Origin of the sequence: Pseudonocardia acidicola, assembly GCF_012911935.1 — a bacterium.
Classification (GTDB): domain Bacteria; phylum Actinomycetota; class Actinomycetes; order Mycobacteriales; family Pseudonocardiaceae; genus Pseudonocardia; species Pseudonocardia acidicola.
Window position 1 is genome coordinate 25,058 of the sequence record NZ_JAAXLA010000018.1, and the last position, 13,098, is coordinate 38,155.

Consider the following 13,098-nt stretch of genomic DNA (forward strand, 5'->3'; position numbering starts at 1 on the left):
GTCACCGGCCGAGCAGCACGAGGATGGCCGGGGACACCGTCAGCAACAGCCCGACCAGCACCGCGAAGATCGTGGTGCGCAGGTCGTCGTTACGTAGCAGGGTGCGGACGCCGAGCACCAGACCGACGGTGACCAGCACCGCGGCGGCCAGCGCCACGACCGGGAGGTTGAACCAGAGGTAGCGGAAGCCGACCCAGAGCGTCGCGCCGGCGATGGCCCCGGCGATCCACTGGGCGAACACCGCGGCCCAGGCCGACCCGCTCGACTCCTCGCGCCCGGCCGCGCCCCGGCCCAGCCGGCCCCGCGGCTCCTTCTCGGGCTCCTCATCGGCCTTCTCGGCGTCGTCGTCGGCGAGGCCAGCGGGATGGTCGTCCCAGTCCTCGTCGTCGTAGTCGTCGAGGTCCATCGGCGCGGCCTGCGTCGGCGGCCCGCCGTCGTACGAGATCGCCGCCCGCCGCGGCGAGGCACCTTCGGGGGCCCGGTCCTCGTCGTCGGGGTCCCCGAGTGGCGGCGCGCCGAGGATCGTCGGCGGGCCGCCGTCGGCGTCGTCGCGGTCGCGTGCGTCCCGGGGCGCGGCCGGGGCCGGCCCGGACGCGGACCGCTGCGGGAGCGCGGTGGTCGCCTCCGCGGACCGCTGCGGCAGCGCGGTGGTGGCCTCGGCGGAGTAGCGGTCGATCGGGCCGGTGGCGTCGTCGATCGGGGGCCGGCGACCGTCACGGACGCGCGGCATCTGCTCGGTCCGTGGCTCGGAGGGCGGGGCGGGCTCGGGGGCCCAGGCCGGTCGCCCGTCCGGACTGCCGACGGTGGTCGACCGCCCGTAGCCGTTGCCGGCCGGACCGAAGCCGTTCAGGGCGGCGCCGTTCGGGGCGGCGCCGTTCGGGGCGGCGCCGTTCGGGACTACCCCATTGGGCGCGGCGCCGTTGGCCGCGACACCGTTGGCAGCGACGCCGTTGCGGAATGCGCTGTTGCTCACACCGCCGCCGCCCAGCGGGTCGCCCCCGCGTGTCGGTGAGGCCGCGCCCTGCGCCCCGCGGTGACCCGGCGCCCGGTCGGAGTCCGGCGGCGACGCCGAGCGGCGCCTGCCCGAGGGGGTCGGCGGGTAGCGGTCGGGGCGCGGCGGGGCCGCCCCGGCGGGGCGATCTGCGGACTGAGCAGCGTCGTCCGGCCCGTCGGCCTCACGGCGACGACGCCGGCGACCGGTCGAACCGGTGCCGCCGTTCTCGGCGAGCAGCTCGGCGACCGTGCGCTGACGTGGCTGGTCGGTGTCTGAACTCATCCTGTACACCGTGCCTCGAACGGCGTCAAGCGTCCAAGTGATCCGGGCGAGTCCTGCGCCGAACGGTCCTTTTGGGCCGAACCATCGAGCGTGTCGAGCCGCCGGAGGATGACTCCCTCCCGCAGCGCCCACGGACAGATGTCCAGGTTCTCGACCTTCAGTGCGCGCATCGCGGCCTCCGCGACGAGGGCTCCGGCGACGAGCTGGTGGGCCCGGCTGGGGCTGACCCCCTCGAGCTCGGCGAGGTCCGCCGAGGACATCCGGCTGATGAACGCCACGAGCTGACGCAGACCCACGTCGGTGAGCACGCGCCGGACCCGGGGCCCCGCGCTCGACGGCGCCGCACCCGTGAGCCGGGCCAGCGAGCGGAACGTCTTGGACGTCCCGACGGCCAACTCCGGATCGCCGGCGCGACGCAGCTTGCGGGCCGCCGGGGCCAGGTCGGCGTCGAGCTTCTCGCGCAGCGCGGCGATCTCCTTGCGCGTCGGCGGGTCGCCGGTGAACCACTCACGGGTCAGCCGACCGGCACCCAGCGGGAGCGAGGCCGCCGCGGCCGGGTGCTCGTCGCGGCCCGCGGCGAGCTCCAGCGAGCCACCGCCGATGTCGAGCACCAGCAACCGCCCGGCCGACCAGCCGTACCAGCGGCGCACCGCGAGGAACGTGTATCGCGCCTCGTCATCGCCGGGCAGCACCTGCAGCGCCACCCCGGTCTCCTCGCGCACCCGGGCCAGCACGGCCGCCGAGTTCGTCGCGTCGCGCAGTGCGGACGTGGCGAAGGCCAGCAGGTCGTCGCAGCGGGCCTCGGCCGCCGATGCGCTCGCCCGGTGCACCGCCCGGACCAGCGAGTCGGCGCCCGCCTTGGTCAGCCGACCTGCGGAATCGAGGTTCTCGGCGAGTCGTAACTCGTCCTTGTCCGAGGTCATCGGTGTGGGGTGTCCGCCGCGGTGGGCGTCCACCACGAGCAGATGAACCGTGTTGGACCCGACGTCGAGCACACCCAGACGCACGCGATCAGGCTACTGCCGAGTTCTGATCGTGTCCCGAATGTGATCGTCAGAGGTGGCCATGGCCACGTTGGGGGTGCATTTCAGGCCTCGAACTTGTACCCCAGGCCCCGCACCGTGACCAGGTGCCTCGGCGTCGACGGGTCCGCCTCGATCTTCGACCGGAGCCGCTTCACGTGCACGTCGAGGGTCTTGGTGTCCCCCACGTAGTCCGCGCCCCATACCCGGTCGATCAGCTGCCCGCGGGTCAGCACCCGGCCGACGTTGCGCAACAGGTACTCGAGCAGGTCGAACTCCTTGAGCGGGAGCGCGACGTCGTCACCCTTCACGCTCACCACGTGCCGCTCGACGTCCATCCGCACCGGGCCCGCCTCGAGCACACCGGTGGCGCCGTCGGGCTCGGGTCCGGCGTCGCCGCCGCGGCGCAGCACGGCGCGGACCCGGGCGATCAGCTCGCGCGCGGAGTAGGGCTTCGTCACGTAGTCGTCCGCGCCGAGCTCCAGGCCGACGACCTTGTCGATCTCGCTGTCCCGCGCCGTCACCATGATCACCGGCACGGCGGAGCGGGTGCGCAGCGCCTTGCAGACGTCGGTACCGCTCATCCCGGGCAGCATCAGGTCCAGCAGGACGATGTCGGCGCCGTTGCGGTCGAACTCCTCCAGCGCGGCCTGGCCGGTTGCGGCCACCGCGGTGGTGAAGCCCTCCTTCCGCAGCAGGAACGCCAGCGGATCGGCGAAGGACTCCTCGTCCTCCACGATCAGCACTCTCGTCATCTCATCCTCCCAGCTCACCCGACACGGTCGGGAAGTTCGGCGGGCCGCGCCCGCTCGGCGGAACCGCTCTGTGCGTCGGTCTCGGTCCCGGCGCCGCGCATCGGCAGCCGCATGGTGAAGGTCGATCCGGTACCCGGACTGCTCCACAGCCGCACCTCGCCGCCGTGGTTGGCCAGCACGTGCTTGACGATGGCCAGGCCCAGTCCGGTGCCACCTGTGGCCCGGGAACGGGCCGGGTCGACCCGGAAGAAGCGCTCGAAGACACGCTTCTGGTGTTCGGGGGCGATCCCGATGCCCCGGTCGGTCACCGCAATCTCGATCATGTCCCCGCTGCGCCTGCGGGTCACCGACACCGACGCCTCCCGCGGGGAGTACGCGATCGCGTTCTCCACCAGGTTGGACAGCGCGGTGACCAGCAGCGTGCGGTCGCCGTCGACCTCGAGCCCGGACGGCTCGTCCACGGTGATCTCTATGCCGGCCGACTCCGCGGAGATCCGGCAGCGGGCGAGGGCCTCGCTGACCACCTCGTCGACCTCGACGGCGGCGAGCTCGGGCAGCCGCTCGGCCCCGGTCAGCCGGGACAGCGCGATCAGCTCGGTGACCAGGGCGCCCAGCCGGGTCGACTCCTGGAGGATCTTGGTGGCGAACCGGTGCACCTCGGCGGGGTCGTCGGCGGCGTCGAGCACGGCCTCGGCCAGCAACCCGACGGCGCCGACCGGGGTCTTGAGCTCGTGGCTGACGTTCGCCACGAAGTCCCGCCGGGTGGCCTCGAGGCGCACCGCGTCGGAGGTGTCGGCCGCCTCGACGACGGTGAAACCGTCACCCAGCGGCCGCACGTGGGCGAGCACCGCAGCGGGCTGGCGGCCGCGGTACTCCAGCGGGGACAGGTCGACCTCCTGCGGCGACCCGGTCTGCAGCACCTGCTGGCAGGCAGCCCAGGCCCGCGCGTCCGGGCGGCCGTCGTGGACCACCCCCAGATCAGCGGCCCGGGGGTTGCGCAGCACGACGTCGCCGGTCTCGGTGAGCACGGCGAGCCCGGCCCCGGAGGAGCGGAAAACCCGTTGCAGCAGTTCGGCAAGCGTCGGGATATTCCGCCCGTCCCCCCGTCGGGCGGTGCCTCCAGCCCGCCGGCGGCCCAGCAGGACGCCGACCACGAGGCCGAGCACCCCGGCTCCGGCCGCCAGCAGTAAGCACGCCAGCGCGGTCACGGCCGCATCGTAGGCAGCCCGGCAGGGCGGGGGGCCAGCCCAGAGGCCCTAGCGTGACACTGCTGACGCGGAGAATCGTCACATTTCCGCCGCCGTTCACGCCGCGTTCATCCTGGTGGACGGCGCGCGGGCCGACCGTCGCGGCCTCAGCGCCCCTGGTTCGCGACCGCCGTGATCGCCTCGGCGGCGGCGTCCGGGTCGAGGTAGGTCCCACCCGGGTTGGTGGGGCGCAGATCGGCGTCGAGGTCGTAGCGCAGCGGGATACCGGTGGGGATGTTCAGCCCGGCGATGTCGGTGTCGGAGACGCCGTCGAGGTGCTTCACCAGCGCGCGCAACGAGTTGCCGTGCGCGGCGAGCAGCACGACCTTGCCCGCCCGCAGGTCGGGGACGACCGCCTCCTCCCAGTACGGCAGGAACCGTGCGACGACGTCGGCGAGGCACTCGGTGCGCGGGATGGCGTCGCCGAGATCGGCGTAGCGCGGGTCGCCGTCCTGGGAGAACTCGGTGCCGAGCTCGATCGGCGGCGGGGGCACGTCGTAGGAGCGGCGCCAGAGCATGAACTGCTCCTCGCCGTAGGCCTGGAGGGTCTGCTTCTTGTCCTTGCCCTGCAGCGCGCCGTAGTGCCGCTCGTTGAGCCGCCAGTCACGGCGGACGGGGATCCAGTGCCGGTCGGCGGCGTCGAGGGCGATGTTCGCGGTGGAGATGGCGCGACGCAGCAGCGAGGTGTGGACGACGTCGGGCAGCAACCCGGTCTCACGCAGCAGCACGCCGCCGCGGCGGGCCTCCTGCTCTCCGGTGTCGGAGAGCGGTACGTCCACCCAGCCGGTGAACAGGTTCTCGGCGTTCCACACACTCTGCCCGTGTCGCAGCAGCACCAGGGTTCCCATGGCGGACAGCTTGCCAGCAGGGCCGCGGACTTCCGGCAGCCGAGCGGCGATGGTCACGCCGGCGCCGGGACGATCACCGTGTGCAGCGAGGCGTCGACGAGGGCGCCGTAGCCGGCCCACCGGTCGGCCAGCGCGGTGCCGGTGACCACGACCGTCGAGCCCTGGTAGACGGTGAACAACTGCAGGTTGCGCAGCGCGAAGCCGGACTGGGTGAAGGTGCCGCCGAGCACGTGCGCCGGCAGGCCCCCGGCCAGCGTCGCCGCCTCGTCGTCGAGAAGGCGGTAGGCGTTCAGCCCGGCGAGTTCGCCGCGGGCGGCGCCGACGGTCGCGTCCAGGTCGGCGTGGGCGGGCAGCACCAGGACGTTGATGTTGGAGACGAAGGGCCCGGCGGCGGCGGTGTCCGGGTCGGAGGCGAGGAAGAAGACGGCGGTGCCCTCCCGGCCGCTGGTGTCGGGCCGCCAGCCCTGCGGGGGCACGATCGAGAATCGCCGCTGACCGTCGACATAGCGGGCCGGGGCGAGCGCGACCGAGCCGCCGCGGGCGGGCGTCGCGGTCCCCCGGACGGCGACCGAGCACCCGGCGAGCAGCGCGAGCAGCGCGGTGAGTGCGATGACCGGCACGACGCCGGCCCGTGCGTTCCGCATGTCGGTTCCCCCCGCCCGACCCACAGCCGGTCCGCCATGATCGCGCCCGGGGGCCGGGACCGCTACCGCTGTTCAGCGGCCGGGGCCCTCCGGGGTCGGGGTGCCGCAGGCACCGGGGAGCGGGACGGCGCCGGGGGCGGCGGCCAGCCGGGACAGCACGGCCCGGCAGATGTCGTGCAGCTGGCCGACCTGTTCGGGGGTGAGCTGGTCGAAGAGGTTCTCCCGGACGCTGCGGACGTGCCCGGGCGCGGCCGCCGCGAGCGCGGCGAACCCGGCTTCGGTCAGCTCGGCGAAGGTGCTGCGGCGATCATCGGGACAGGGCCGGCGCCGGACCCAGCCGTTGCGCTCGAGCCGGGAGACGGCGTGCGAGAGCCGGCTCTGCGAGCTCTGCGTGATGGCAGCGAGATCGCTCATCCGCAGCGCGCGACCCGGGACCTCGGAGAGCATGGCCAAGATCTGGTAGTAGGCGTGCGGCATGTCCGCGTCGCGCTGCAGCTGCCGGTCGAGCGCGGCCTCGAGCAGCGACACCGTCGCGATGAACGACATCCACGCACCGCGCTCGTCAGGGTTCAGCCACCGGGTCTCGCCATCCACGGGACCGAGACTACGGGAAGAAACTTGAACTTTCATGTGTCTGGAGCTAAGGTCGCCCGTTGAATCTTCAACATCCCCTGGGGGTCCCGATGCCCGTCCAGCGCCTCAACCACGCCGTGCTCTACGTCCGCGACGTCGACCGCAGCGTCGCCTTCTACCGCGACGCCCTCGGTTTCCGGACCAAGGTCTCCATTCCGGGCCGCGCCGCCTTCCTCCAGGCCGAGGACTCCACCAACGACCACGATCTCGGGCTGTTCGCGATCGGTTCGCAGGCCGGCGCCTCGCAGGCCGGCCACGCCACCGTCGGGCTCTACCACCTGGCCTGGGAGGTGGACACCCTCGCCGAGCTCAAGCGCATCGCCGGGGTACTGGCCGAACGCGGTTCGCTGGTCGGCGCCTCCGACCACGGCAGCACCAAGGCCCTCTACGCCCACGACCCCGACGGCATCGAGTTCGAGGTCAGCTGGCTGGTGCCGGCCGACCTGCTGCCCGACACCATCGAGGTCACCACCCGGCCGCTCGACCTCGACGCCGAGATCGCCCACTATGGCGCACAGACCCGCGGCGGCGTCGGCGTCTCCGTCCCCGCCCTGCGCTGACCCGCGCCGGCAGAAGGGCCGACGAACAGCCCGGATGGATGCGGCCGGCCATGAGCGGCACGCGCCCAGCATCAGCGCAGCCCGATCAGTCCGCTGAAGGGCGCCGGCCCCACGCCGAGATCATCGGCGGCTGGGCCAGGTCCAGCCGGTCCCGGGCCACGTTGTCGAGGTGCCGGTCGATCTGCTCGGCGGTCGCGATGCCGGCCGCCACGAGTGTCTCGCGGACGTGCTCGATGGTCGCGGTCTCCAGCGTGGCACAGGCGGGCAGCGCGAGCGGGAAGTACGCGTCGGCGCCGACGTCGACGAGCCCGGCCTCGCGGAACAGCCGCGGCAGCTTCCGTCCGTAGGCCAGGTCGGCTCCGCGTTCGGCCAGCAGTGCCCGGAACCCGGTGCGGATCGCGTTGGCCAGTTCCTCCTCGGGGCCGCGGACGTCCGGGCAGCTCAGCGGCTGCAGCACCGGGTCGGCGTCCTCGACGACCAGCCACCCACCGGGACGCAGCGCCCCCACCATGCGACGCAGCGCCCGATCCCGGTCGGCGACATGCACCAGCACGAGCCGGGCGTGCACCAGGTCGAACACCTCCGCGGGCGGGGCGTCGGCGGCCACGTCGTGGCGGCGCACCTCCACCGTCGGCCCGGCCGCCGCGCCGACCCAGGAGACGTCGATGTCGGTGGCCAGCACCCGGCCCCCCGGTCCCACCCGCTCGCCCAGCGCACGGACCACCGACGGGCCGCCCGCCCCGACCTCCCAGCAACGCCAGCCCGCTGTGAGGCCGACGCCGTCGAGATGGCGCAACGTCGAGGCGTCGAACAACTCGGCGATCGCCTCGAACCGCCTGCCCGCCGCGCGGGCCCGGTTGTCCAGCAGGTAGCTCACGTGGCCCCTCTCGTCGGTGGTGACCAGCAGCCGGTCGGCGCTCACCGGCCGTGCGTGGTCCGGCCGGGGTCGCCGCCCATCATCCGCAGCATCGGAACACCCCCGGTACGCACGAAGCGGACCACCAGCACGGCGGCGAAGACGAGGAAGGCGATGTTGAGCCAGGTGGTGTAGTTCCAGCTGACCCCGCCGTCGGTGACCGTGGCGGAGCGTGTGGCCGGGATCAGACCCAGCGGGCGGAAGACGAGTTCGATCACGTAACCGGCCCCGGCCATCGCGAGGTAGAAGAACCCGAAGATCCGCACGGCCATGGCGGTGCCGTAGTACTTCCGGTAGATCAGCAGGATCGGAATGATGATCAGGTCGGCGAAGACGAAGGAGACCACCCCGCCGAAGCTGATGCCCCCGTTCCACAGCGCCGCGGCCAGGGGCACGTTCCCGATCGAACAGACGAAGCTGATCACCGCGACCAGGGGGCCGATCAGCGGACCCCACAGCGCCGCGGCCAGCGGGTGGGCGTCGAGGAAGAAGACCCTCAGAAGCGAGTCGGGCACCCAGGCGGCGAAGGCCCCGGCGATGAGCAGGCCGCCGACGATGTCGCGCCACACGGCGGCCCAGTCCATGACGAACAGGTGGCTGGTGGCGGTGAACCCGGCCGGGCTGGCCAGCCGCTTCCAGATCGAACCCTGCCGCGGGACGGACATGTCCATCGCGGCGTGCCCTTCCATCGTCCCGGCCACACCCCGGTCGGCCTGCCGTCTGGCGGCCTCGACGATCCGCCGGTCGAGGAACAGCCGGAACAGCAGCGCCACCAGCAGGATCATCACCGGGCCGCCGACGAACTCGGCCAGGGTGAACTGCCAGCCCATCAGCAGCGCGAGGATGATCCCCAGTTCCACCACCAGGTTGGTGGAGGCGATCGCGAAGGCCATCGCCGCGGTGAAGTGCGCACCCTTGCGGAACAGCGCTCGTGCCAGGGCGACCGCCGCGTAGGAACAGGACGAGGACGCCGCGCCGAGGCCGGTGGCGACGGCGATGCTGCGCGGGGAGTCGTCGGGCAACAGCCGGCTGATCTCCTGCTTGGAGACCACCGCCTGCACCACGGCGGACAGGAAGAACCCCAGGACCAGCGCCCACAGGATCTCCCAGCCCATCGAGGCACCGATCGCCAACGCGTGCCCGATCCCGTCCAACACCGCCATGTCCGGCCGCCCCTGGTTCGAGGACCCCATTGACTGGATGCCGATCAGGTGTACCACCGCGGCGTGCGGATCTCAGGACGTGGTGCCGGATTCGGGCAGCGCCCGCCTCCTTCTCCTCATCGCCCGCGAGACCTGGCATTCACTCGCAGCACATTCCGGATCGGACGCTCTCGACGAGCAAGAACAGCGACCTCGTCACCGCAGCGAGGTTCACGCGTTCGCGACCCGCGGCCGCACAAGGGCTGATGCAGCATTCCGACACCAGTTCGCGGCACACCGGCGTCAGCCTTCGCCGAACAGCCGGCGGAGGCCGGGATCGTGGGGTTGAGGCACACGGTCGGCGACGCGCTGGACGGTGCGCTCATGAAACCCACTATCGGGCCGTCACGGCCCGAGCTGATCGGCCGCACGCGAGCGACCGGCGCCGGGAGAACTCCGCGAGCTCGACCGCGACTGCCGAATGGCGTCCGGTACGACAGCGAAAGAATCCACTTCACCACCAGCCCGGCGGACGAGCCCTGCCATGGAGGCAGCGTCACCCGCTCCCTCGTACTGGCCGCTCTGCTCGTCGCGGTGGTCGGGTCAAGGGTGCCCGGAGGGCATCGCGCAGCGACGGCGCAGCCGCCCTTGACGCGGCCGGTGCGGCGTGGACGATCAACGGCCGAGGGAGCATGCCGCCCACCCGCTTTACAACTCTGCTGCCGCTCGTCCGACGGGTGTCATGGGCGTCTGGACCTGCGGCCGCCGCGCGCTGATCAATGTCTGGGAACCGGGCTGGACGCAGGCGAATGAGACTAGAACTGAGACTGCGCGGTGATCATCTTCTGACGTCGTTCTTCGACGTCACGGTGTCCGTTGGTGCTGATCTCCTCGCGGCGCGGGTCCCGCCCTGCCGGGGCGAGGGGTGGGCTGCAAGGCACTCTTTCCCGCCTTGTGGCCCGCCCCTCGGTCCGGTAGCCGTCTCGGCGCGCTGTGAGGAGATCAGCACCCCGCCGCCCCTTCCTGATCTCTGAAGCGGTGCCGGGTGCGGGCGGAGCCCGCGGGTGGTGGTCGGTTACCTCTGGGGGTGTCGGTCGCCGTCGATGTAGCCGAGGAGGCGGATGGCAGCCTGGAGATTGAACCGGGCATCACCCTCGGCTAGGTCCACGACGAGCGCCTCGCGGATGGTCTGGACCCGGTAACGGACGGTGCTGGTGTGGATGCCGAGCGTGCGAGCAGTCAGCCGGTAGTCACCCCAGTTCTCCAGGTAGGCCCGCAAGGTGGCGACCAGCTGGCGCCCGTGCTCGTTGTCGGAATCGAGCATCGGGCCCAGCCAGTGGTGGATGTAGACGCCGACCTCGCCGTCGCAGTGGTCGAGCGGAAGCAGGTCGAGGAGGTCGAACGGGGGCGCGGTCACGCCCCACGCTCCCGGGACTTGGGGGGTGTTCGTGAGCTCATCGCTGCTCCTGAGGTGGTCGACGGTATGACTGGTCAGTGCATGGCGGCGAGCGCCGCGGGCAGGTCGGGGTGGAGTTCGAACAGCTCCCGCAGCTCGGCGGCGACCAGAGCGTCGTGCACGGGGTGGTGGGGCGGGGCGATCAGGCAGAGGGCGATGTCGGCTCGCCCTGCCGACCGGGCGATGTCGTCCAAGATGCGAACGCCGGAGGGGGGCAGGCCGGCGAGGTCGGTGAGGTCCAACGCGAGCAGTCGTGGCAAGGCGGCCAGGTGTTCGCTGGCCAGGGCATGAAGGCTCGTAACGGCGGTGTCGTCGAGTCCGCCGGCCAGGGTGAGCCGGTGGACACCGTCCTCGGGCTGGTCATGGATGATGGCGAACCGGTCAGTGGGCCTCTGCGGTGTCACGTGACACCTCCACGCGGCTGTTCGCTCGGGCTCCCCGGCGGTTCCTTGGAAGAACCGGCCAGTGATCGGATCGAACAGCGCTCGCCCTTGACGACGGCTGACCTCGGGTGTCCGGACCGCTGGGCTACACGCTACGCGGGTTGAGCAGCGGTGTATGCCCGTCCGCCAGATTGGTTCTAGGGAGTGGGCCGGGCAGCCTCCCGTATGTGCAGGCGAGCCCGGCCGGCGGTCACGCCGGCCGCGCCCGGGCCGGAGGCAGGAGGGCGCGAGCCGAGCGGGGCCGCAGAGCCGGGCTCGCTGCGCGCCGCCGGAGGCGGCGCGCCTTGATCCCATAGAGCCGGATTCGGCAGATACGCTCACGCTGTGGGTCAGTCTCGTGAGCGTCGGGCGTACGCCGACGCGTCGGTGCTGGACTTGGCGATGGCGGAGTTCGTCGAGAGTGCGGCCCGTGGTGACGTCGTGTGGCTGACGAGGGACGGGGAGCGGGTCGGCGCGGTAGCGCCGCTCGACGTGGTGGAGGCCGGCTTGCGTGCGCTGGGCCGTGAGGTGTCGGGCTAGCTCGGGATGACGCGCCGGGTGAACCCGGCGGCCACGAGCCGGTCGTAGGCGTCGCGGACCGGCTCGGGGATGTCCTGCGGGGCGGCCCAGCCCTTCTCCGCGTACACCCAGATGCGTTGGGTGTCGCCGACGAGCATGTTGATGACTCGGTCCACGTCGCCGATGCCCTCGATGTAGTCGTCGAGCGGCAGTGGTTGGGAGGCGCAGACGACGTCGATGTCCGGCCAACGCAGTCGGCACATCGCGTACGCGCGGCGCTGCTGGTAGGGGCGCGAGATCAGCATGACGGAGCCGACGGTGAGGCCCCGGTCCTCGACGAGGGCGCGGGTGAAGTCGATGTTCTCGCCGGTGTGGGTGGCTTTCGGCTCGACGAGGATCGCGCTGTCGGGGACACCGAGGGTCAACGCGTGCTCGCGGTAGTGCACGGCCTCGCCGCGGGGGAAGCGTTCGACGGTGGTCGGGGCGTTGGCGCCGGAGAACACGATGGTCGGGAACAGGCCTCGATGGTACAGCTCGGCGGTGTAGGTGGCGACGCCGAGGTCGTGACTGCCGAGGCCGATTCCCAGGTCGACCGGGCGCGGGTCGTGGTGCATCTGGTTGAAGTCCCACAAAGTGCCGACATAGGCCCGATACTCCTCGGGGAGCGCCACGGCGGGCATGCGCGTGCTCCTCAGTCGGGGATCGCGAAGGTGTAGGACCACGAGAACCGGGACGCCGCGTGGACACCGCGGGCGAACTCGACGAGCGTGCCGTCGGCGGTGTAGGTGCGCCGGTGCAGGATCATCACCGGCTCACCTGCGGGGAGCTTGAGCTGCTCGACCTCGTCCGGCGTCGGCATCCGGGCGTGGATCGACTCGGTGATGTGGTCGGGTTCGAGGCCTTGCAGCGTGAGCACGGCGAAGCCGCCGCCGCGCCCGGCCGGGCCGGGGGTCGGGTCGACCAGCGGCGTGCCCTCGACGTGCTGGGGCAGGTAGTAGCTGGTGAGCGTGTGTGTCGGCTGCCCGTCGTCGGTCACCAGGCGGGCCCGTTCGTAGACCGGCGCGCCCGGCTCGATGCCGAAGGCCTCCGCAACCTCAGGGTCCGCCTCGACCAGCGCGACGGTCTGGGTCTGGTCGGCTGGTGCCCACGCGCGTCCGGACGCCTCGCGGTCCGCGGCGAAGGCGACGACGTCGCCGAACTTCCACTTCCGCTTGGCGTAGCGCTCCGTGCCGAGCCGGCGCATGGGCGGCCGCTGGCGCACGACGGTGCCCCGGCGACGGATCGGCGTCACGAGGCCCTCGGCCTCCAGGACGGCGACGGCGTTGCGGACGGTCTTGACGTTGACGTTGTGCTCGGCGGCCAACTCGTCCTGCTTGGGCAAGGTCTCGCCCGGCGCATAGCGGCCTTGCTGGATCGCGTCGCGCAGCAGCGCGGCCAGCTCGCGATACCCGGTGACTGCCATGCCGAATAACGCTAGCGGTACCGGCGATGAGCACCCGCCTCGGATACTTAGAACCACTTCTATTGACATGAGCCGTGGCGCTTGACTTAATAGAGGTAGCCCTAATGGCGTCGCGCCAACGGGGCGGACGCCGATCGACGGAGGTGGACGAGACGACGAAGGCCCCGGCCGTCCACAGCGGACAATCCACTGTGGA

The 13,098-nt window shown here is 72.0% G+C and carries 15 protein-coding genes; 2 read left to right on the forward strand and 13 right to left on the reverse strand.

Going from position 1 to position 13,098, the window contains the following annotated elements:
* Window position 1: 1 nt before the first annotated feature.
* The 7 genes from HF526_RS11990 to HF526_RS12020 form a co-directional block, all read right to left on the reverse strand.
* A complete protein-coding gene (locus HF526_RS11990) occupies window positions 2-1,276 on the reverse strand; it encodes a hypothetical protein (RefSeq protein ID WP_169381469.1) in 1,275 nt (424 codons plus the stop codon).
* Window positions 1,273-2,283, reverse strand: a complete 1,011-nt coding sequence (locus HF526_RS11995; RefSeq protein ID WP_169381470.1) for a Ppx/GppA phosphatase family protein — start codon at window positions 2,281-2,283, stop codon at window positions 1,273-1,275. The genes HF526_RS11990 and HF526_RS11995 overlap by 4 nt, the downstream gene beginning before the upstream one ends.
* 80 nt (window positions 2,284-2,363) lie before the next feature.
* A complete protein-coding gene (locus HF526_RS12000; RefSeq protein WP_169381471.1) occupies window positions 2,364-3,053 on the reverse strand; it encodes a response regulator transcription factor in 690 nt (229 codons plus the stop codon).
* A 14-nt stretch (window positions 3,054-3,067) separates the two neighbouring features.
* The gene (locus HF526_RS12005; protein WP_169381472.1) at window positions 3,068-4,261 is read right to left on the reverse strand and encodes an ATP-binding protein; all 1,194 of its coding nucleotides are present in this window, start codon (window positions 4,259-4,261) and stop codon (window positions 3,068-3,070) included.
* Window positions 4,262-4,407: 146 nt separating this feature from the next.
* On the reverse strand, window positions 4,408-5,157 hold the full coding sequence (locus HF526_RS12010) for a phosphoglyceromutase (RefSeq protein ID WP_169381531.1): 750 nt from the start codon (window positions 5,155-5,157) through the stop codon (window positions 4,408-4,410).
* A 44-nt stretch (window positions 5,158-5,201) separates the two neighbouring features.
* On the reverse strand, window positions 5,202-5,792 hold the full coding sequence (locus tag HF526_RS12015; RefSeq protein ID WP_169381473.1) for an LpqN/LpqT family lipoprotein: 591 nt from the start codon (window positions 5,790-5,792) through the stop codon (window positions 5,202-5,204).
* A 72-nt stretch (window positions 5,793-5,864) separates the two neighbouring features.
* On the reverse strand, window positions 5,865-6,386 hold the full coding sequence (locus HF526_RS12020; protein ID WP_338051422.1) for a MarR family winged helix-turn-helix transcriptional regulator: 522 nt from the start codon (window positions 6,384-6,386) through the stop codon (window positions 5,865-5,867).
* Between the two features lie 89 nt (window positions 6,387-6,475).
* On the opposite strand from HF526_RS12020, the gene HF526_RS12025 reads away from it, so the two are divergent.
* Window positions 6,476-6,985 carry a VOC family protein gene (locus HF526_RS12025; protein WP_169381475.1) on the forward strand — a complete coding sequence of 170 codons (510 nt, stop codon included), beginning with the start codon at window positions 6,476-6,478 and terminating at the stop codon, window positions 6,983-6,985.
* An 85-nt stretch (window positions 6,986-7,070) separates the two neighbouring features.
* Here the strand turns inward: HF526_RS12025 and HF526_RS34585 are convergent, their stop codons facing one another.
* From HF526_RS34585 to HF526_RS12040, 4 genes are all read right to left on the reverse strand, one after another.
* Window positions 7,071-7,907 carry a methyltransferase domain-containing protein gene (locus tag HF526_RS34585; protein ID WP_338051423.1) on the reverse strand — a complete coding sequence of 279 codons (837 nt, stop codon included), beginning with the start codon at window positions 7,905-7,907 and terminating at the stop codon, window positions 7,071-7,073.
* Entirely contained in the window at window positions 7,904-9,064 is a 1,161-nt protein-coding gene (locus HF526_RS34590) for a permease (protein ID WP_239028584.1), read from the reverse strand. Before HF526_RS34590 ends, HF526_RS34585 begins: the two co-directional genes overlap by 4 nt.
* Window positions 9,065-10,118: 1,054 nt before the next feature.
* Window positions 10,119-10,460, reverse strand: coding sequence for a helix-turn-helix domain-containing protein (locus HF526_RS12035; protein ID WP_169381476.1), 342 nt, complete (start codon window positions 10,458-10,460; stop codon window positions 10,119-10,121).
* Between the two features lie 74 nt (window positions 10,461-10,534).
* Window positions 10,535-10,903, reverse strand: a complete 369-nt coding sequence (locus HF526_RS12040) for an STAS domain-containing protein (RefSeq protein WP_169381477.1) — start codon at window positions 10,901-10,903, stop codon at window positions 10,535-10,537.
* A 363-nt stretch (window positions 10,904-11,266) separates the two neighbouring features.
* Between HF526_RS12040 and HF526_RS12045 the strand changes: the two genes are divergently transcribed.
* The gene (locus HF526_RS12045; RefSeq protein ID WP_169381478.1) at window positions 11,267-11,461 is read left to right on the forward strand and encodes a hypothetical protein; all 195 of its coding nucleotides are present in this window, start codon (window positions 11,267-11,269) and stop codon (window positions 11,459-11,461) included.
* On the opposite strand, the gene HF526_RS12050 is transcribed toward HF526_RS12045, so the two are convergent.
* Window positions 11,458-12,120 carry a YdcF family protein gene (locus HF526_RS12050; protein ID WP_169381479.1) on the reverse strand — a complete coding sequence of 221 codons (663 nt, stop codon included), beginning with the start codon at window positions 12,118-12,120 and terminating at the stop codon, window positions 11,458-11,460. The genes HF526_RS12045 and HF526_RS12050 overlap by 4 nt on opposite strands.
* An 11-nt stretch (window positions 12,121-12,131) precedes the next feature.
* Window positions 12,132-12,902 (reverse strand): GntR family transcriptional regulator, encoded by a 771-nt coding sequence (locus HF526_RS12055; protein WP_169381480.1) that lies wholly within the window; start codon window positions 12,900-12,902, stop codon window positions 12,132-12,134.
* Between the last annotated feature and the right edge of the window lie 196 nt (window positions 12,903-13,098).